The 18,619-nt window shown below is 67.5% G+C and carries 17 protein-coding genes; 9 read left to right on the forward strand and 8 right to left on the reverse strand.

Annotated elements, in window-relative coordinates; translation table 11 throughout:
• Positions 1-28 precede the first annotated feature (28 nt).
• Complete coding sequence (locus ACE3QC_RS11520; protein ID WP_374408545.1) at positions 29-817, forward strand: SDR family NAD(P)-dependent oxidoreductase; 789 nt, start codon at positions 29-31, stop codon at positions 815-817.
• On the opposite strand, the gene ACE3QC_RS11525 is transcribed toward ACE3QC_RS11520, so the two are convergent.
• Positions 814-2,286 carry an LTA synthase family protein gene (locus ACE3QC_RS11525; protein WP_374408360.1) on the reverse strand — a complete coding sequence of 491 codons (1,473 nt, stop codon included), beginning with the start codon at positions 2,284-2,286 and terminating at the stop codon, positions 814-816. The two genes, ACE3QC_RS11520 and ACE3QC_RS11525, sit on opposite strands and share 4 nt — an antisense overlap.
• 181 nt (positions 2,287-2,467) lie before the next feature.
• Between ACE3QC_RS11525 and ACE3QC_RS11530 the strand changes: the two genes are divergently transcribed.
• Positions 2,468-3,778, forward strand: a complete 1,311-nt coding sequence (locus tag ACE3QC_RS11530) for a capsule biosynthesis protein (protein WP_374408362.1) — start codon at positions 2,468-2,470, stop codon at positions 3,776-3,778.
• A 10-nt stretch (positions 3,779-3,788) separates the two neighbouring features.
• Positions 3,789-4,040 carry a hypothetical protein gene (locus tag ACE3QC_RS11535; protein ID WP_374408363.1) on the forward strand — a complete coding sequence of 84 codons (252 nt, stop codon included), beginning with the start codon at positions 3,789-3,791 and terminating at the stop codon, positions 4,038-4,040.
• A 6-nt stretch (positions 4,041-4,046) separates the two neighbouring features.
• Here ACE3QC_RS11535 and ACE3QC_RS11540 read toward each other — a convergent pair whose 3' ends face one another.
• Together ACE3QC_RS11540 and ACE3QC_RS11545 are read right to left on the reverse strand one after the other, a co-directional pair.
• Positions 4,047-4,592, reverse strand: coding sequence for a PilZ domain-containing protein (locus ACE3QC_RS11540; RefSeq protein WP_374408365.1), 546 nt, complete (start codon positions 4,590-4,592; stop codon positions 4,047-4,049).
• 68 nt (positions 4,593-4,660) lie between these two features.
• A complete protein-coding gene (locus ACE3QC_RS11545; protein ID WP_374408367.1) occupies positions 4,661-5,341 on the reverse strand; it encodes a queuosine precursor transporter in 681 nt (226 codons plus the stop codon).
• Between the two features lie 128 nt (positions 5,342-5,469).
• Between ACE3QC_RS11545 and ACE3QC_RS11550 the strand changes: the two genes are divergently transcribed.
• From ACE3QC_RS11550 to ACE3QC_RS11575, 6 genes are all read left to right on the forward strand, one after another.
• Positions 5,470-6,780: a NupC/NupG family nucleoside CNT transporter gene (locus ACE3QC_RS11550; RefSeq protein WP_374408369.1), complete on the forward strand. Its 1,311-nt coding sequence runs from the start codon at positions 5,470-5,472 to the stop codon at positions 6,778-6,780.
• 25 nt (positions 6,781-6,805) lie between these two features.
• The gene (locus ACE3QC_RS11555; protein ID WP_374408371.1) at positions 6,806-7,735 is read left to right on the forward strand and encodes an isopenicillin N synthase family dioxygenase; all 930 of its coding nucleotides are present in this window, start codon (positions 6,806-6,808) and stop codon (positions 7,733-7,735) included.
• Positions 7,736-7,969: 234 nt separating this feature from the next.
• Positions 7,970-10,447 (forward strand): TonB-dependent receptor, encoded by a 2,478-nt coding sequence (locus tag ACE3QC_RS11560; protein ID WP_374408372.1) that lies wholly within the window; start codon positions 7,970-7,972, stop codon positions 10,445-10,447.
• A gap of 94 nt (positions 10,448-10,541) precedes the next feature.
• Positions 10,542-11,270, forward strand: coding sequence for a TonB family protein (locus tag ACE3QC_RS11565; protein WP_374408374.1), 729 nt, complete (start codon positions 10,542-10,544; stop codon positions 11,268-11,270).
• A 38-nt stretch (positions 11,271-11,308) separates the two neighbouring features.
• Positions 11,309-12,337, forward strand: a complete 1,029-nt coding sequence (locus tag ACE3QC_RS11570; RefSeq protein WP_374408376.1) for a mannose-1-phosphate guanylyltransferase — start codon at positions 11,309-11,311, stop codon at positions 12,335-12,337.
• Positions 12,334-13,134, forward strand: a complete 801-nt coding sequence (locus ACE3QC_RS11575; protein ID WP_374408377.1) for a class I mannose-6-phosphate isomerase — start codon at positions 12,334-12,336, stop codon at positions 13,132-13,134. The genes ACE3QC_RS11570 and ACE3QC_RS11575 overlap by 4 nt, the downstream gene beginning before the upstream one ends.
• Here ACE3QC_RS11575 and ACE3QC_RS11580 read toward each other — a convergent pair.
• The 5 genes from ACE3QC_RS11580 to ACE3QC_RS11600 all read right to left on the reverse strand — a co-directional run bounded on the left by ACE3QC_RS11580 (position 13,131) and on the right by ACE3QC_RS11600 (position 18,617).
• On the reverse strand, positions 13,131-15,692 hold the full coding sequence (locus tag ACE3QC_RS11580) for an HWE histidine kinase domain-containing protein (protein ID WP_374408379.1): 2,562 nt from the start codon (positions 15,690-15,692) through the stop codon (positions 13,131-13,133). The genes ACE3QC_RS11575 and ACE3QC_RS11580 overlap by 4 nt on opposite strands.
• Positions 15,689-16,210, reverse strand: coding sequence for a biliverdin-producing heme oxygenase (locus ACE3QC_RS11585; protein ID WP_374408381.1), 522 nt, complete (start codon positions 16,208-16,210; stop codon positions 15,689-15,691). The genes ACE3QC_RS11580 and ACE3QC_RS11585 overlap by 4 nt, the downstream gene beginning before the upstream one ends.
• A 153-nt stretch (positions 16,211-16,363) precedes the next feature.
• Positions 16,364-16,666: a polyhydroxyalkanoic acid system family protein gene (locus tag ACE3QC_RS11590; protein ID WP_374408383.1), complete on the reverse strand. Its 303-nt coding sequence runs from the start codon at positions 16,664-16,666 to the stop codon at positions 16,364-16,366.
• On the reverse strand, positions 16,666-17,406 hold the full coding sequence (locus ACE3QC_RS11595; protein WP_374408384.1) for a hypothetical protein: 741 nt from the start codon (positions 17,404-17,406) through the stop codon (positions 16,666-16,668). Before ACE3QC_RS11595 ends, ACE3QC_RS11590 begins: the two co-directional genes overlap by 1 nt.
• A complete protein-coding gene (locus ACE3QC_RS11600; RefSeq protein WP_374408386.1) occupies positions 17,406-18,617 on the reverse strand; it encodes a toxic anion resistance protein in 1,212 nt (403 codons plus the stop codon). Before ACE3QC_RS11600 ends, ACE3QC_RS11595 begins: the two co-directional genes overlap by 1 nt.
• Positions 18,618-18,619: the final 2 nt, after the last annotated feature.

The raw sequence follows: 18,619 nt of genomic DNA on the forward strand, positions 1-18,619 counted from the left end.
CGACGAGGACTGTGACACGGTGACCACAATGTATTCCTCGCGAAATCAAGAACGCATCATCGTAACCGGCGCCTCGGGCGCGCTGGGCGGCGCGCTGGCGCGCCTGCTCGCTCGGCCGGGGGTGGAGCTGAGCCTGTGGGGCCGCGATGCCGCCCGGCTCGATGTCGTGGCGGGGCAGGTCCGCGCCGCGGGAGCGGAGGCCTCGACCCGCCGCCTCGACCTGACCGACGGACCGGGCGCGGTCGATGCCGTGCTGGCCGACGATGCCGCCGCGCCCTTCGCGCAATCCTATCTCGTCGCGGGCCTCGGCGACGTGCGCGCGCCGGGCGACGTGGTGGAAGACCCGGCGCTCGTCCTGCGGCTGGCGCAGGTCAATTTCGCCGCGCCCGCCGCGATGGCCGCGGCGCTGGCCGGGCGCATGGCCGCGCGCGGGCACGGGCGGATCATCCTGATCGGATCGGCGGCGGGCCACCACGCACTGCCGTTCGCCGCCGCCTATTCGGGCAGCAAGGCGGGGCTCGCGCGGTTCGCGGACGCGCTGCGCATCGCAGTGAAGCCGCACGGGGTTACCGTCACGCTCGCCGCGCCGGGCTTCCTCGATGCGCCGGGCGGGCGCGGCACCCCGGGGGGGCAGCGGCTGCTACTGTCGTCGGAGGAAGCCGCGCGGCGGATCGTCCGCGCCGCGCGCGCGGGCAAGGCGCATTACGTGACACCGTGGCCGTTCGCGGCATTGCACTTGGTCGATGCGCTGCTGCCGCGCGCGCTGCGCGATCGGGTGCTGGCCGCGCTGCCCCTGCCCGACGCCGAGGGTGGCTAGGGCGCGTATTCGAGGATGGCGTGGTGCAGTTCGGCCGGAGTCAGGTCTCGCCGCGCATTCTCGCCCGGCACGATCCGCCCGCGTTCGTCGAAGCGCAGCATGACATAGGGCGTGTGCCGTGCGGAGCCCGGTTCGCTCGCGCCGGGGATGCTGGGGCGATGATCGCCGAAGAACACCAGCAGCGCGGGGCGCTTCAGCGCGGCGAGCCCGTCGGCGAGGCCGGACAGCATCACGTCCCCGGCGCCGACGAGCTGGTTGTAGTTGCGCACGAGGTCGCCGACCGAGCGGCCTCCGCTCGACGACCAGGGGCCGTGGTTCTCGATCGTCACCGCGTAGAGCAACGTAGGCGAGCGCGCTTGTTCGGCCAGCATCATCACCTTGCGCGCGATCGCCGCGTCGGTGACGTAGATTCCCTCGTCCCTCGTGGGCGGATCGAAGCTTTCCGGCCCGACCAGTTCGGCGAAGCCGGCGGCGGGAAGGCTCCGGTCGCGGCCGTAGAAGCGCATGTCATGCGGGTGGACGAACACGCTGCGCCAGCTCTCCGTGCCCAGCCTGTTCGGCAGTCCGTACGACGCCTCGCCCCGCGCGGTGAGGAAGGGGTCGAAGCGGCGGAAGCCCAGTTCGTCCTCGCTGCGCCCGAACAGCACCCCGTATTCGGTGCGCATCGTATATGCACCGAAGCCGCTGACGAGCAGGTTGCCCCACCGCACCGCGTTCGCCTGTGCGCGCGCCAGCCCCGACAGCGCGAATTGCCGATCGCCGAACAACTCGGCCGGGTCGGCGAACGATTCGCACTGGATCGCCACGATCAGCGGAGCGGCGGCTTGCGAATCCTTAAGCGGAGCAGGCGTTGCGGAGGCGGGGCACGAGGGCGGGTCCACGCTCTCGCGCCACCGCAGCCAGTACAGCAGCAGCGTGGGAAGCAGCCCCAGGCGAACGAGGTCGGCCTCGGCGCGCGGCTCGCGCGCCAATGCGCGGAACGGCGCAAGACGAAGGCTGAGCACCAGAAGCACCAAGCCGATCGCGAAAATCGTCGCTCCGGCGATGTGCGGCGCGGGCGCGGGCACGAACAGCCAGGCCAGCGCGGCCAGGAGGCCGAGCGCCGCGACGATCGCGCAGGCGAGTTGCCAGCCCTTGAGGGCGGAGAGATAGAACTGCGGATGGCGGAAAACCGCGCCGATCAACGCGAGATCCGAAAACACGAGCGATTCGCCGAGCATCGCGCGCTTGGCGTTCGAAGCCTGCGCCAGCAGCACTTGCAGCGCCAGCGCCAGCAGGACAGCCACCACGGGGCTTCCGCAAAGCGCGAGGAAACCTCCGAAGAGGATGCAATTCATCAGCAGCAGGAGCCACGAGCCCGGCAGGCTGCGCCACGGCCTTGAAGGGCGTGCGCGACGCGGTAGCGCCGTGCTGTCGATCAGGAACGCAGCGGCCAGCCCCGCGAGGGCGATCAAGGCGGCGTCCGTCACCTCGGCGCCGTTCTCTGGCTCGGGGGCCGTTTCATGAGAGCGGCTCGTTGGTCCCCGGAACACAATAGGTCAAGTTCGTTACAGTGCCGATCGCTTGGTCGGCTCCGGATGCACCATCGGGCGGTTCCGGCGGTTACAAGGGGTTGCTCTATCGCAGCGCATGCACGATTGGCAGGTTCGCATGCCTGCTTCTCGCCAAACACGCGCAGTCGATCCGGGCCGGGACGATGACTCGGCACCGCTCGATCCCGCGCGCGCCAGCGGCAGCGACGTTCCCTCCAAGCGGGTTGTCCTGCTGCTACAGGGCCTGATGGGGCGGCTGTTCCGCCGCTTGGGGCAGGAACTGATCCGCTCCGGGCACCGCGTCTACAAGGTCAACTTCAACGGGGGCGACCGCCTGTTCTGGCGCCTGCCCGGCGGCATCGAATACCGCGGATCGCTGGAGGAATGGCCCGACAGTCTCGCCGAGATCATCCGCGAACGCGGCGTGACCGACGTCGTCCTGTTCGGCGATTGCCGCGCGCATCATCTGGTCGCCACCAAGGTATGCCGCGAGCTGAACGTGCCGGTCCATGTGTTCGAGGAAGGCTATGTCCGGCCCGACTGGGTGACGCTGGAACTGGGCGGGGTGAACGGCCATTCCTCGCTGCCGCGCGATCCCGAGTGGTATCGCCGCACCGCCGCCGCGCTCCCGCCGGTGCCGAAGCACGCGCAGGTGCCCTCGTCCTTTCGTCGCCGCGCCCTGGAGGGGCTGGCGTACAACGTCGCCGATGTGTTCACCCGGGGCGGCTATCCGCACTGGACGACCCATCGCCCGTGGCACCCGCTGGTCGAGGGCATGGGTTGGGTCCGCAAACTCGCGCGGGGCAAGCGCAAGCGGCAGAGCGCTGCGGAGCTGATCGCGCGGCTCGAAACCTCGGAGCAGCCGTATTTCCTGTTTCCGCTCCAGCTCGCATCGGATGCGCAGATCCGCCTGCATTCCCCGTTTGCCGGGGTCGGCGACGCGCTGCGGCTGATCCTCGAATCCTTCGCGCGCAACGCGCCGAAGAACGCGCGCCTCGTCGTCAAAGAGCACCCGCTGGACAACGGGGTGGTCGACTGGCGGCGCGAGACCGAGAGCATGGCCAAGCTGTTCGAGGTGGCCGATCGGGTCGACTATCTGCCGTGGGGCGACATCGTGCCGGTGGCGGCGCGCGCGCGCGGCACGGTGACGATCAACAGCACCAGCGGCACGCTGGCGCTGGCGATGGGCGTTCCCGTCGTCGCGCTGGGGCAGGCGGTCTACGATATCGCGGACATCACGCACCAGACCGGCCTCGACAGGTTCTGGACCGACCCTCAAGCGCCCGATCCCGAGACGTTCGCGGCCTTCCGGCGCGTGCTGGTCGAACGCTGCCTGATTCCGGGCGGATTCTTTTCCGACGAGGCGCTGGACAAGGTGGTGCGCCACGCGGTCGCGCGCTTCGAGGGCCGCGGGCTCCTGCCGGAATGAGATAGCGGCGATGGAATTCGACGATCTTCTGCGCCGCTATTTCGGCACCGGCGACTTCGCATCGGTCGCGCCCGCCGCGCTGGCTGCGGGTGTCGAGCGCTGCCAGGTCGATCTCGGCCTCGAGACCGACCAGGGCAAGCGATTCGCGCTGTGGGCCATGCTCTACATGCTCGGAGCGGCGCCCGAACTGAGCGAGGTGTTCGACGATCCGGCCGCGCGCGAGGCCGCGCGCGATTTCATGGATATGATCGACGCCGCCTAGTGGCGATCAACGGTCGAGATCGGCCACCTTGCGCAGCGCCTGACCGGCCATGTCGAGCGCCTGGAGCTTGGTCCCGTAGCGCGCCACCACCGCCGGATCGTCGGCCAGTTCGTCCGCCAGCGCATCGATCGCGCGCGCCAGCCGGCGGAATTCGAGCGCGGACGGCATCTGCGATTGCAGCGGCGCGGTGCTGGCGGAGGGCGGCGAACCCGGTGCCGCGTGCTTGATCCGCTGAAACGTCTCGTCGACGTGCTGCTGCCCCGACTGGCCGGCCGGAAGCCATCGCGCGACGTGGATCTTGGCCTCGAACCGCAGGCCGGCCTTGCCGCCTTCGTTCCACACCACTTCGCCGCTGATCGCATCCTCGCCACGGCGGAGCATCACCCGCTCGCCCGGCTTGGGCAGTGCGCCGGCTTCGATCAGCGCGCCGCCGGGCGAGAGGTTGCGAATCCTGACCGCCCCCGATGCCGTCGGCCCGGATATCGTCGCCATGACGAACATGTTGGTGCGCGGCTCGCTCCGAGCGCAGCTTGACTGGGCGACCACGTCCACTTCCTTCCCCCTGTGTCAGGGTTGTGGCAGCGGCATGGTTACGAAATGCTTGCGCCGCGCCCGCCGATTTACCGGATAGGCCGGCGATCGAGCCACCGCGCGAACCGCACCACGAGTGCGATCAGGAACGGCACGAGCACGAACGACAGCACGATCTTGGCGAGCGCCTGGCCCGCGATCAGCGTGCCGATCTCGCGCTCTCCGCCGAACGCCAGCGTGATGAAGATCACCGAATCGATTGCCTGGCTGAGCGCCGAGGCGATCGCGCCACGGATCATCAGGCCGACGCTGCCCGAGCCCTCGCCGCTGCCGCGCAGTTTGGAGAAGATCCACACGTTGAGCAGCAGCGAGACGAGGTAGGCCACCGGCCCGGCGGCCATGATCCGCGGCGTGGTGGCGTGGATCAGCTGGAACGCCTCCAGCCCCTGCGGCCACATCTCGGGATCGGCAGGCAGGCGCAGCACCAGCAGGATCAGCACGATCGACATCGCCAGCGGCAGGAAACCCCAGACCACCAGCCGGTTCGCGGTGGAAGCGCCGTGGAGCTGCGCGGTCGCGCTCGACAGCACGACGAGCACGAGAAAGGCGAAGATGCCCGCCTCGACGCCCAGACCCGTCGGCCCGAGCATCACCTGCTTGACCGCGAGGAACCCGGCGAGGACGGTCATCCCGCCATAGACCAGCGCGAATACGAACAGCGATCGGGCGATCGGGAATGCGGCGGCGGGCTGGGCGGGGGCGTCGTTCATGACCACCGCCTATTGGTTGGCGGGGGAAAAGGGAAGCGTGGCTAAGCCGCCTCCCGCGTTTGACTGTGGATGCGAGGCAGGCGAGAGAGCGCCTTTGCCATTCCAGCGCGAACGGACTCTTTCGCCCGATGCATCCAATTCTCACCAGCCTGATCGGGATCGTCGCGATCCTGGCGCTCGCCTTCCTGCTTTCGACCGGCAAGCGGCGTATCCGCCTGCGCGTGGTCGCCTCGGCTTTCGCGTTGCAGGCGCTGATCGCATTCATCGTCCTGCGCACGCCATGGGGCGTCGCTGGCATCAGGGGCATGTCGAACGGGGTCTCGGCGCTCCTTTCCTACGCCAACGAAGGGACGGAATTCCTGTTCGGGGCGGACAATCCGCTGGCGAACACCTTTGCGCTCGGCGCGCTGCCGGTGATCGTGTTCTTCGCCGCGCTCGTCTCGATCCTCTATTATCTCGGGATCATGCAGCGTGTCGTGCGTTGGGTCGGCGGGGCGATCGGCTGGGTGACGGGCATCAGCCGGGTCGAATCGCTGGGCGCGGCGGCGAATATCTTCGTCGGCCAGTCCGAAAGCCCGCTGGTGGTGCGCCCCTATCTCGCCGCGCTCGCGCCCAGCCGGCTGTTCACGCTGATGACGGTCGGCATGGCGGGCGTCGCGGGCACGATCCTCGCTGCCTATGCCGGGCTGCTGGGGCAGGATTACCTGCCGTTCCTGCTCGCCGCCGCGTTCATGTCCGCGCCGGGCGGCATCCTGATGGCTAAGATCGTCATGCCCGACGAAGCCGAAGCCTCGCCCGAGGCGGAAGGGCAGATCGCGCTGCCCCAGAGCCGCATCAGTTCCGAAGGCCCGGCTTCGCTGGTCGAAGGTGGCAAGGCGCACGAAGTCGCCGTGGCGGAGACGTTCGAGGACGGGCAGCGCCCGGCCAACGTGATCGAGGCGGCGGCGCAGGGCGCGCAGACCGGCGTGAAGCTGGCGGTGGCGGTGGGCGCGATGGTGCTGGCCTTCGTCGCGCTGGTGGCGCTGGCGAACGGCCTGCTCGGCTGGCTCGGCGGGCTGTTCGCCTATCCCGAGCTGTCGTTCCAGCAGATCCTCGGCTGGGTTTTCGCGCCGATCATGTATCTGATCGGCATCGCCGACTGGAGCCAGGCACAGATCGCCGGCGGCCTGTTCGGCACCAAGATCGTGCTCAACGAATTCGTCGCCTTCATCGAACTGGGGCAACTGGCGGGGCTGGAGGATCGCAGCCGTGCGATCGTGACCTTCGCGCTGTGCGGCTTCGCCAATTTTTCCTCGATTGCGATCCAGATGGCGGTTACGGGTGGCCTTGCCCCGAACCAGCGACCGGTCATCGCGAAGCTCGGCCTGCGCGCACTCGCCGCAGGCAGCCTCGCCAACCTGATGAGCGCGGCGCTCGCGGGCCTGTTCCTGCCTTACTGAGTCGCAAGCCCAAGAGTCGCCAGATATGTCAGACATCGCCTCCGTTTCCATCGCCCGCCCGCTGAGCGAAGTCGCCGACGAGATCGGCCGGAGCTTCGAGGAATACGGCTTCGCGGTGATCCGCGACCACGGCATCCCCGCAGAGCTGATCGCACAGGCGGAGGGGCTCTCGAAGGCGTTCTTCGCGCTGCCCGACGCGGCCAAGCGCGCCTATCACATCCCCGGCGGCGGCGGTGCGCGCGGCTACACGCCGTTCGGCACCGAGAAGGCCAAGGACGCGGCGATCCACGATCTCAAGGAATTCTGGCATGTCGGCCGCTCGCTGCCCGAAGGCCACGCGCTGGCGGAATACATGGCGCCCAACCTCTGGCCCGCCGAGATCGAGGATTTCGAGGAAACGTTCGAAGCGCTCTACGCCGCATTCGAGAAGGCCGGCGCGCGCGTTCTGGAGGCGGTCGCGCTCCACCTCGGCCTGCCGCGCGAATGGTTCGCGCGCACGGTGGAAGACGGCAACTCGATCATGCGCCTGCTCCACTACCCGCCGCTCGACAGCGCCGATGCCGAAGGCGCGATCCGCGCCGCCGCGCACGGCGACATCAACACCATCACCTTGTTGCTCGGTGCCGAGGAGGCAGGGCTCGAGCTGCTGACCGCGAGCGGCGAGTGGAAAGCTGTCGAGGTGCCCGAAGGTGCGCTGGTGGTGAACATCGGCGACATGCTCGACCGGCTGACCAACGGCAAGCTGCCCTCGACCCAGCACCGCGTGGTCAATCCCCGCGGCGCAGCTGCCTATCGTTCACGCTATTCGATGCCGTTCTTCCTGCACTTCCGGCCCGACTTCACGATCGAGACGCTGGAAAGCTGCATCGATCCCGGCTCGCCCGAGTCGCATCCGGCGCCGATTTCGAGCCACGATTTCCTGATGCAGCGGCTGCGCGAGATAAATCTCGCGTGATCGAACGGCGGTTGTCCCCAAGCCGCAGATAATCTCGTGATATGTTGCATTGCAGCAACAGCTGGAAACGCCAAGGTTTCCGGGCTTTTTGACCCGTGCGCTTCAACGCGTGTTCACATTCCGCCGCACTGTCACATTCCTGCAACAAAAGCGCCTTCCTAGCGTCGCCGTTCGTGCCTAACGGGCGCGCATCGAATTCGTTCCTCCCAGAGCCTCATCAAAGGGATCGTAATCATGAAGCTCAAGTATCTCCTGGCTGCCAGCGTGGCCGGTCTTTCCGTTACCACCCTGATGCCGACCGCAGCCCAAGCCCAGTCCACCGGTTCGGTCGATTTCGAAAACAACGAGATCATCGTGACGGGCGAGCGTGCCACCGACGTCGGCGGTATCGACATTCCCGCCGAGCCCAAGGCCAAGCAGGTGCTGACCGAAGAAGCGATCCGGCGCCAGCGCCCCGGACAGGCAATCAACGACACCATCAATCTGGTCCCCGGCGTCAGCTTCCAGAACAACGATCCGTGGGGCGCGTCGGGCGGTTCGTTCACCATTCGCGGCTTTGCCGACGATCGCATTTCGCAGACGCTCGACGGTCTTCCGCTGAACGATTCGGGCAACTACGCGCTCTACACCAGCCAGCAGGTCGACCCCGAGATCCTCGAATCGGTCAACGTGAACCTCGGCTCGACCGATGTCGACAGTCCGACCGCTTCGGCCGTGGGCGGCACGATCAACCTGCGGACCAAGGAACCGCTCGACTATTTCCACCTCACCACCTCGCTGTCCTACGGCAATATCCTTGCGGACGGCGCGGGCGATCGCCCCTACATGCGTGGTTTTGCGATGGTCGACACCGGCGATCTCACCGGCATCGGAACGAAAGCGTTCTTCTCGGCCAGCTACCTGCGGTACGACAATCCGTTCAACAACTACGGCGTGGTCGAGAAGCAGCAGTACAACGGCCGCATCTTCCAGGAACTGGGCAGCAACGGCGATTTCGTCGCCGTAGCCGGCCACTACAATGAAGCCCGTAACAACTTCTTCGGCTCGTTCAGCATCACCGAGTTGCAGGCGTTCGACAAGGGCGACCGCTTTTACGACATCAACTATCCCTGCACCGTCGACAGCGTAAACGGCGTGTTCGAGACACCGGAGCAGGTAGCTGCCGATGGCTACGTCGACCCCGACGGCGTAAACGGATGCGGCGCGGAATTCGATCGCCGCTACAACCCGTCGAACACCGGAAACATCCGCGGCTCGTCGCGCTTCAGCCTCGGCGACAGCCTGACGCTGACGGTCGATCCCAGCTATCAATATGTCAAGGCCAACGGCGGCGGCAACGAAGAGCTGCTCGAAGGCACGCGTAGCTACAACGGCGTCGAGTACACCGGTTTCCTGCGCGGTGGCTATTACTTTGGGCGCGACCTCAACGGCGACGGCGACATGCTGGATGAGATCAGCGGTTTCGACCCCAGCCAGACGCAGACGCACCGCTACGGCGTGATCAGCAACCTGATCTACGACATCAGCGACGATCACCGCGTCCGCCTCGCGTATACTTATGACCGTGCACGTCACCGCCAGACCGGTCAGACCTCGATGGCGCTGCTCAACGGCGAGATTCCCGATGTCTTCCCGGTGAATGATCCGCTGTTGACCGCCGACGGGTTCGAACTGAACAAGCGCGACCGCCGTTCGTACGCCATCCTGCACCAGGTTTCGGGCGAATATCGCGGCAATTTCGGCCCGTTGACCGCAGTTGTCGGTCTGCGCGCGCCGTTCTTCAAGCGCGAGCTCAACCAGAACTGCTTCACCACGAGCGCCTCGGGCTTCGTCGACTGTCTCGGCGATCAGGACGCGACCGCCTATGCCGCAGCCAATCCGAATGCGGTGGCGCCGGTCTCGGTCGAATACGACTACGACAAGCTTCTTCCCAACGTGGGCTTCACCTACGATCTGGGTCAGGCTTCGGTGTTCGCCAACTATGCCAAGGGACTGTCCGTCCCGGGCACGGACGAGCTTTACGATTCGCTGTTCTTCTTCGGCAAGCAGGACGATTTCCAGCCAGTGCCGGAGACGACCGACAGCTTCGATCTCGGCATGCGCTACCAGATGGGCAGGCTTCAGGCGCAGGTCGCGGGTTGGTATACCCGATATCAGAACCGCCGCGCGATCGCTTATGATCCCGTGCTCGATGAATCGATTGCTCGTAACCTGGGCACCGTCGACAAGTACGGCATCGACGTTTCGGTCGCCTATCAGCCGACGCCCAGCACGCTGTTCTACGTCTTCGGTTCGTACAACGACTCGGAAATCAAGGACGATGTGCAGGTCGGCGAGGACGATGCCGGGGCGCCGATCTTCATCGACACCTCGGGCAACCGCGAGAGCGGCGTGCCGAAGTTCTCGGTCGGCGGGCGGGCGCAGTTCGAGTTCGGCCCGGTCGAATTCGGTATCCAGGCCAAGCATACCGGCGAGCGCTTCGTGAACGACATCAACTCGCTTGAGGTCGATGGTTACACGCTGGTTGATGCGGACATTCGCATCAGGCTCGGCGAGTATATCAATGGCCGCGATGCGGCGATCCAGATCAACCTCACCAACATCCTCGATGAATTCTACATTGGCGGGTTCGGCGGCGATCTGGACGGCGTCGGCTTCGCGCAGATCGGCCCGCCGCGCGCGGCAAGCATTTCGCTTCTGCTCGGCTACTAACTCGCAGGCATAAGCCTGGCTCAAACGGCGGCGGCACCCCATCCGGGTGCCGCCGCTTTTTCTTTGTCTGCCGGTTTGCGCTATGATGCCGCCGATGTCCGGGACGACGCGATTTTCGAGCAGGCGGGGCAAGCCTCGCCTCGGCACGCTGGTGCTGATCGCGCTGCTGCACCTGCTCGCGATCTACGGGCTGGCGCGGGCGTTCGCGCCCGATCTCATCAGTTCGGTCGAACGGAGCGTGGTCGAGGCGATCACCGTCACGGTGACCGCGCCGCCCGAGCAGCCGCCGGCACCTAAACCCGAACCCGAACCCGACGCCGGCGATTCGGGCGAGGAGGGGCGCGAGGCGACCGCGCGTGAGGTTACCGCGCCCGATCCGCCCATCGCGCTACCGCTTCCGACCCCGGCGCCGCGCGTGTCCTCGACCGGCACCGCCGACAGCTCGGGCGCGAGCGAGGCTGGCGCCGGCACCGGCGCGGGCGGCGAGGGCGAGGGTACGGGCAGCGGGCAAGCCGGAAGCGGGCCGGGCGGCGGCGCAGTCAACCGGCCGGTCCACGTCTCCGGCTCGATCGACGACGCGCGCGACTATCCGGTGCCCGCAGGCGGCCGCGCGGCGCGGCGCGGCACCGACGTGATCGTCCGCGTGACCGTGGGTATCGACGGGCGCGCCTCGAACTGCACGATCTACCGCGCGAGCCCCGATCCGGAAGCCGACCGCCTGACGTGCCGCCTGGTGGTCGAGCGGCTGCGCTTCCGCCCGGCGACCGATGCCGCAGGGAACCCGGTCGCCGCGCCGTTCTACTGGCAGCAGCGCTGGTTCTAGGTTGCCCTCGCGTCCAAGCTGGCCGATGACGGCGGAGCATGACGGGCCTTATCCATCCGGTGATCCTGTGCGGCGGCAGCGGCACGCGACTATGGCCGCGCAGCCGGCCGGAGCGGCCCAAGCCGTTCCTGTCGCTGCTCGGCGAACGCTCGCTGTTCGAGGCGACGCTGGCGCGTTGCACCGGCGCGCGCTTCGCGCCGCCGGTGGTGGTCGCGGGCGCACACCACCTCGATCTGGCGGAGGACCAGGGGCCGCCGGACATGCGGATCGTCGTCGAGCCCGAAGGGCGCAACACCGCGCCCGCGATCGCGCTCGCCGCCGCGCGCTTGCCGGCTGACGCGATCATGCTGGTGTGCCCGAGCGACCATCATATCGCCGACACCGCCGCATTCCACGCCGCGGCCGAAGCCGCCGCGGCGCTGGCGAGCGAAGGCCATCTGGTGGCGTTCGCCATCACCCCCGACCGGCCTGAGACCGGCTACGGCTATATCGAGCGCGGCGAGCCGATCGACGGCGGCTATAGGGTCGCACGATTCGTCGAGAAGCCCGATGCGGCGCGCGCGCGCGAATTCCTCGCCGCGGGCACGTTCGCCTGGAACGGCGGCATCTTCGCGTTCGGCGCGGGCGCGTTCCTCGCCGAACTGGAGCACCACCGCCCGGCCATGGCGCACGCGATACGCGAGAGCGTGGCGCAGGGGAGCGAAGAGGGGCGGCGGTTCCAGCCCGAGGCAACGGCCTTCGCAGCGATCAAGGCGGAATCGGTCGATTACGCGGTGATGGAAAACACCCGCCGCGCCGCGATGGTGCCGGTCGAGATGGGCTGGTCGGACATCGGCACCTGGGCAGCGCTGCGCGCGGCGCGGCAGGCCGATGCGGCTGGCAACGTCGTGCGCGGCAAGGCGGAATTGATCGAATGCCGCAACGTCATGGTCGACAGCGACGGGCCCCGCGTTTCGTGTATCGGGCTCGACGACGTGATCGTGGTGGTCGACGGCGACGAGGTGCTCGTGGCGCGTGCGGACGGGGCGCAGATGGTGGGCAAACTCGGCGGAGCAAGTGGCCGATGAGCGGGCGCGGGCTGCCGATGAAGATGGTCGAGAAGGTCTGGGGCCGCACCCACCTGCCGCCGCCTTTCGCCGCGCCTGAGGGCCAGCGCATCGGCGAGATCTGGTTCGAACCGCCGCCCGAGCTGCCGGGGATCCTCGCCAAGTATCTGTTCACCAGTGAGAAGCTCTCGGTTCAGGTCCATCCATCCGATGCGCAGGCGCCTGCTGGCAGCCGCGGGAAGGAAGAGTGCTGGCTGGTGCTCGATGCGGAGCCGGGGGCGACGCTCGCGATCGGGTTCGAACGTTCGGTCGGTGCCGACGAGATGCGCGCCGCCGCGCTCGACGGTTCGATCGAGCGGCTGCTCGCCTGGCATCCGGTGCAGGCGGGCGATTTCTTCTATCTGCCGGCGGGCACCGTCCACGCGATCGGACCGGGCCTGTCGCTGGTGGAAATCCAGCAGAACAGCGACGTGACCTACCGCCTCTACGATTACGGGCGCCCGCGCGACCTGCATCTGGACGAGGGGATCGCCGTCGCCAGCGGCGCGCCGTGCGATCCGGCGAACATGAGGCCGGTCGGCGAAAGCGGCGCGGCGACGCTGGTCGAAGGGCCGCACTTTCGGCTGGACCGCGTTGCGGGCGCTCCGGCGGAAGCGGTGGCTGCGCGCTATGCCGGGCCGCTGCTCGTGATGCCGCTGGCGGGCGCCGCGGACATCGGCGGCGAACGCATCGAGGCCGGCGGTTGTGGCTTGGCGGCGGACATCGCAGCGGTCGATCTCGGCGCTTGCCGCAGCGCGCTGCTGACGCAGCCCGCCTAGCCCTGTTCGCCCGCGAAGGCCGACAGCGCACCCTCGATCTCGTCCTTGCCGTAAGGCTTCTTGAGGATGCCGAGCGCGCCGGCTTGTGTGAGCGCGTCATTCGCCTCGCCGTAGCCGGTGGCGAAGTAGAACGGAATCTCCAGCTCGCGCAGTTTCTGCGCCACCGGCTCGCTCGATTCGTTGCCGAGGTTGTAGTCGAGGATGGCGAATTCGGGACGATCGTCGGCGATGGTGTCCAGCGCGGCGGCGACGTTGCCGCTGATGCTGACGGTCTTGATGCCGAGCTGGCGGAGGCAATCCTCGGTATCCATCGCGATGATCATGCTGTCTTCCACCACCAGCACGTGCCGCGGCATCTGGCCTGCAGGCCCGGCATCCGGCTTCGCGTCGGCTTTCTTCGCAGGTGACGCCCTGCCGCCTGCGGGCTGTGCCGCGACGTAGCGCGCGGGAACGGTGAAATCCGCTTCCACCCCTTGCAGACGATAGCGGATGTCGGCCCCGCCTTTCAGTTCGAAGGGAATCGATTTCTCGATGATCATCGTGCCGAAGCCGCGCCTCTCTGGCGGCTTGACCGGCGGCCCGCCGCGCTCGCGCCAGCTGATCTCGAGATTGCCGCCGTTGCGCTCCAGCCCGATCGACAGCGTGCCGCTGCTGTCGCACAGCGCGCCGTACTTGGCCGAATTGGTCATCATCTCATGGAAGACCAGCGCCAGCACCGTGTAGGCTTCGGGCGCGATCAGCACGTCGTCACCCTCGATCGTCAGGCGGTCGACTTTGCCCGAGAGATAGGCCTGCGCTTCGGCCTCGATCAGCTCGTGCACCGAAGCGGGCGACCAGTTCTCGCGCGTGATGTTGTCGTGCGCCGCGGCGAGCGCGCCGATCCGTCCGCCGATCAGGTCGGCAAAGGCGCCCACGTCGTGCGCTTCGTGGCGCGACTGGTTGATGAGGCTGCGGATCAGGTTGAGGATGTTGCGCACGCGATGATTGAGTTCCGCGATCAGCAGTTCCTGCTGCTCCTGCGCGCGGGCGCGATCCTGGATCGCCTCGTCGGTCAGGCGCAGGATCACCTCGAGCAGAGTGACGCGCAGCGATTCGGCGATCTGCATCTCGGCTTCGGTCCACGGCGCGCTTTCGCCGCTGACCGATTCCTGCCACGCCTCGAAGCTCTTGCGCGGAGTCAGCCGCGCGCCATGCGAGCTGTGCTCGACCGGCTTTTCGGGATTGCCCGCCCAGGTCACGACCTGCGGCAGCTCGCGCCGCCAGAGCACGAAATAGTCGCGCGGGCGGCGCGAGAGGGGGATCACCAGCGCGCCCGCCGCGCGATCGGTGAACTTGTGCGCGGCCGGGATCTGCTCGGCGAGCGCGCGGCTGGCGAACACCCGGCTGGTCGATCCGCTGTTGAGCAGCGGCAGCAGCGCGCGGAACTCGTCTTCTGCCGGGGCCTTGCCGCGCGCCTGATAGACGCCTTCGACCATCGCGCTCGATCCGTCGTGCGGAATGACCTCGCGGATCACCGATTCGATCGTGGTCAGGTTCTCGACCAGCGGCGCGCCGCCCGCCATGCGCGCCATCAGCCGATCGTGCATCGCGCGGCCCTTGCGCGCCTGTTCGTTGCGCGCATCGGTAAGCGCGCGGTCGATCAGCAGCGAAAACAGCTGCGAGAACAGCTCGGCCACGGTGCGCAGCGAATAGGGCAGGACACGCGGCGAATAGTGGTGGCAAGCGAACAGGCCCCACAGCTCGCCGCGCACCACGATGGAAATCGACATTGAGGCGTCGACACCCATGTTCTTCAGATATTCGATGTGGATCGGCGAGACCGAGCGCAGCGTCGACAGGCTGAGGTCGAGCGGGACGCCTTCGAGCGAAACCGCGGGCTCGATCGGGACCGGGGCGGCGTTCACGTCGCTGATGATGCGCAGCAGGTTGCGCAGGTACAGGGCGCGCGCCTGCGCGGGAATGTCGGTCTTGGGATAGCGCAAGCCCTGGAACGCCTCGAGTTCGGGCTCGCGCGCTTCGGCGATCACTTCGCCGCTCTGGTCCTCGTGGAACTTGTAGACCATCACCCGGTCGAACCCAAGCAGGCGCTTCATCTGCTCGGCGGCGCGCTGACACAGCGCCTCGACATCGCCCTGCTTCTCGATATCGGCCATCATCGGCCGCAAAGAGCCGATGTGGCTGGCGAATGCCTCGCCCGCGTGCGGTTCTATTTCGATCACGGTCAGCGCGCCCGATACGTGGAGCGCCACGTCGAACCGGTTGCCGTCGCCGACGAGGTCGATGCCGAACAGCCGCTCTATCCCGTCGCTGTCGCGGATCGCGGAGAGCGCGTCGCGCATTTGTTCGGCCGCTTCGGCGGCGAACAGGTCGCGCACCGGCACGCCCGGCTCTACCGGTGCGCGCGGGGAAAGAACCTCGCCCACGTTGACCGAATGGTGCACCACCATCCAGTCGGCATTGACCGCCAGCAGCGCGCCGAAATCCTGGATCTGGCCCAGCTTGTGGATCGGCTCGCGATCGCAGTTGGTCAGGTCGACCGTGTGTCCCGCGCCGCTCATGCCGCGGCCTGCCGTTCGTGCGCGGCGAGCGCGGCTGCGAAGCGGGCGAAGACCGCGAGCGCCGCATGCGTGGCAGCTTCGGCAGTCGCGGCATCGGCTGGCCCTTCGAGCGTGGGGCGCAACGTCTTCCAGTAGGCAGGCATCGCCTCGTCGGCCAGGAAACGCACCGGCCAGTCGTTACCCACGCGCTTTTTCAGATGCGCGAGCATGGCGCGGTTGCCGAGCGACGATCCGCCCAGCGCCCAGGCGACGCCGAGCGGTTCGCCGAAGTCGGCCTCGCTTGCGGGCGCATCGGCAGGTGTATCGAAAGCAAGATCGGCGAGATCTGCGCGGATCAGCGCGGATTGCGCGGGCGGGGTCAGCCCGTCCGGCGCATGCGCGGCGCACCATTCCTCGATCGGTTCGCGCGCGGCAAGCTGGATCGAGAGGAACGCCGCGTAGTCGCGCGGAGAAGCGAGATCGAACCGCTCCATGCCGCCATCAAGCCGATCGTGGGCGTCGGCGGTCGCGCTGCGCAAATGTGCCCGAAGATTTTCCGTGTGGGGTGAACTGTCCAAGAATGCGTCCCTAAGAATCCCGTATCCGGGCCTTGCCTGAATTGCCCCACCGCAACCGAAACGCAAGGCCTCCATGTCCCGTCATGCAAGAACCGACGAGATCGGTGCGCGTTCCTAGCTCTTGGCGATCAGCTTCTGCCCCTGCTGGCGGACCGCGCCGGCGATCATCGGCTCGACGAAGGCGAGCGCGGGCGGCAGGTCGATCTCGAATACCAACTGCCCCTCCTCGATATCGACGTAGCCGTCGAGGTTCTGGCCCATCGCACTCACCCGCATCGCCATGCGGTCTTCACTGGGCCACGAGGTGTCGACTTTGGCCATCCCGCCGGGAATGTGGTCGGCCATTTCGTGGCTGCGGTTGCGCAGCCGCTCGCGCACCTTTTCGCGCGGGAGATCGTGGGGGATGGCGACGCGCATCAGGTTTCGTCCTTTCCGGCGCCTTCGCCGTAACGGTAATCGAGGTAGCGGTGGCGCACGGCGAGATCGTCGAGCGCGCCGTCGGCGAGTTGCCGCGTCACGCTGTCGATCTCGCGGCTGATCCGGCCGAGGCCTTCGGTGATCTGTTCGTCGGGCGAGGCGCCCGCGCGCCTCTCGCCGCGCAGGTGTGCGGGCACCTTGCGGTAGGAATCGATCATTTCGGGCAAGTGTTCGCCGACCAGCTGGCGCACCTCGCGCACTGCCGGATGCGCCTGATCGACCGTCTCCAGTTGAAGGCCGAGCGCGTCGAGCTGAACGCCGAGATCGTCCACGATGCGCGCCGCGGGCGGGGGCAGGGCGGGGCGCTGATGTTCCAGCCACAGCTCGGTGCGGCCGACCATCTGGCGCGCATCGCCGGTGTTGAGTTCCGCGCGCTGCGGCACCTTGATCTTGGGGAATGCGGTGAATACCCCGATCGCGACGACGATCGCGAGCAGGGTCAACATCACGCCGACGAAGCCGATCCCGTCCACGATCATGCCCGCCACCGCCGCCGCGACCACGACCGCGCCGACCGCGAGCACCACGCGCTTGAGCTTGCCCATCAGGTGCCGTGTCTTGAGCGCCGCCGCCTCGCGCCCGATCGAGGCGCGGCGGTGATAGCCGCCCGCGCGGTTGTCGGCCAGCGAGCGGCGCGCGCCCGAGAGGATCGCGTCGCTTTCGTGCGTGGTGTCCGGCATCAGCCCTCCAGCGACAGCAGCGAGGGTTCGGACGAGCCGATCTTGGCCCGCGCCTGCGCCTGACCCTCGGCGCGGGCGATGTAGCCTTTCGACTTCTCGACCTCCTGCCCCAGCGTGGTGACAGTCTGTTTCATCGAATCGAGCGCGCGCAGCTTGAACTGATCGACCTCGTCCATCGTGTCGTAGATGTTCTGGAACGCGCGCTGGAGCGTCTCGAGCGGGATCGTGCTCGACGCCGCCTGCTCGTGGATCTTGCCGGTCTGGTCGCGCAGCATGGTGCTGGTCGAATCGATGATCCCTGCGGTGGTCGTGTTGAGCGCGGTGATCTGCTGGAGCACGAGCCGCTGGTTGGTCATGGCCTCGCTGACGGTGACGGCGGTGCGCAGCGCACCCACCGTGGTGGTACTCGCGCGGTCGACGCCCTTCACCAGCTCGACGTTGTTCTTCTTCACCAGGTCCAGCGCGAGATAGCCCTGAACCGAAACCGCCATCTGCGTCAGCAGATCCTGCGTGCGCTGGCGGACGTAGAACAGCGCGGTCTCGCGGATCGCCTTGGCCTTGGCCGGATCGGTCGCGTCGAGTTCGGCCGCCTTGTCCTCCAGCCGCGCATCGAGCGTGTTGGAGATATGGATCATCTGTTCGAGGTTGCCCATCGCCTCCCACAGCTTGGCGCGCTCGACGTCGATCGCGGCGTTGTCCATCAGCAGCTCGTCCTTGCCGTTGCCGAGCTTGGCGAGGATCTGCTGGATGTGCGTCTGCGCGCTCTGGTAGCTGCGGAAATAGTCGTTGAGCTTGTTGCCGAAGGGGATGATGCCGAGAAACTTCTTGGGGCCGGTCAACTTGCCGCGGCGCGAGGGGTCGAGTTCCTCCACCGTACGGCGCAGCTCGGCCAGGTTCGCTCCCACGCCTTCGTCCTTGTCCATTGCGCGGATCGGGCGGTCGAGGAAGCGGTTCGAATGCTGCGAGGCCGCCATGATTTCCTTGCGGCCCATGTTGGTGAGCTGATCCACCTTCTGGCCGAATTCGGGCGAGTTGGCGTCGACCGAAACGAGATCGGCGACGAAGCTGTCGACCTTCTCGTCCAGTTTCGATTTCTTCTCCTCGCTCACCGGCACCAGCCCGGCGGCCTTCTCCGCGGAAACGGTGGGCACCGGGTCGGGCGGCGTCAGCTCCAGATCGGTCGCCGTGGCGGTCTTGGTTTCGGTTGCCATGC

This window comes from Pelagerythrobacter sp. (assembly GCF_041912895.1).
GTDB lineage: Bacteria > Pseudomonadota > Alphaproteobacteria > Sphingomonadales > Sphingomonadaceae > Pelagerythrobacter.

Bases quoted from the DNA above. Each gene is read 5' to 3' on its own strand.
- ACE3QC_RS11565 (WP_374408374.1), top strand. From the start codon at position 10,542: ATGTCCGGGACGACGCGATTTTCGAGCAGGCGGGGCAAGCCTCGCCTC.
- ACE3QC_RS11575 (WP_374408377.1), top strand. From the start codon at position 12,334: ATGAGCGGGCGCGGGCTGCCGATGAAGATGGTCGAGAAGGTCTGGGGC.
- ACE3QC_RS11560 (WP_374408372.1), top strand. From the start codon at position 7,970: ATGAAGCTCAAGTATCTCCTGGCTGCCAGCGTGGCCGGTCTTTCCGTT.
- ACE3QC_RS11590 (WP_374408383.1), bottom strand. From the start codon at position 16,666: ATGCGCGTCGCCATCCCCCACGATCTCCCGCGCGAAAAGGTGCGCGAG.
- ACE3QC_RS11545 (WP_374408367.1), bottom strand. From the start codon at position 5,341: ATGAACGACGCCCCCGCCCAGCCCGCCGCCGCATTCCCGATCGCCCGA.
- ACE3QC_RS11535 (WP_374408363.1), top strand. From the start codon at position 3,789: ATGGAATTCGACGATCTTCTGCGCCGCTATTTCGGCACCGGCGACTTC.
- ACE3QC_RS11595 (WP_374408384.1), bottom strand. From the start codon at position 17,406: ATGCCGGACACCACGCACGAAAGCGACGCGATCCTCTCGGGCGCGCGC.
- ACE3QC_RS11520 (WP_374408545.1), top strand. From the start codon at position 29: ATGTATTCCTCGCGAAATCAAGAACGCATCATCGTAACCGGCGCCTCG.
- ACE3QC_RS11530 (WP_374408362.1), top strand. From the start codon at position 2,468: ATGCCTGCTTCTCGCCAAACACGCGCAGTCGATCCGGGCCGGGACGAT.
- ACE3QC_RS11600 (WP_374408386.1), bottom strand. From the start codon at position 18,617: ATGGCAACCGAAACCAAGACCGCCACGGCGACCGATCTGGAGCTGACG.
- ACE3QC_RS11580 (WP_374408379.1), bottom strand. From the start codon at position 15,692: ATGAGCGGCGCGGGACACACGGTCGACCTGACCAACTGCGATCGCGAG.
- ACE3QC_RS11570 (WP_374408376.1), top strand. From the start codon at position 11,309: ATGACGGGCCTTATCCATCCGGTGATCCTGTGCGGCGGCAGCGGCACG.
- ACE3QC_RS11550 (WP_374408369.1), top strand. From the start codon at position 5,470: ATGCATCCAATTCTCACCAGCCTGATCGGGATCGTCGCGATCCTGGCG.
- ACE3QC_RS11555 (WP_374408371.1), top strand. From the start codon at position 6,806: ATGTCAGACATCGCCTCCGTTTCCATCGCCCGCCCGCTGAGCGAAGTC.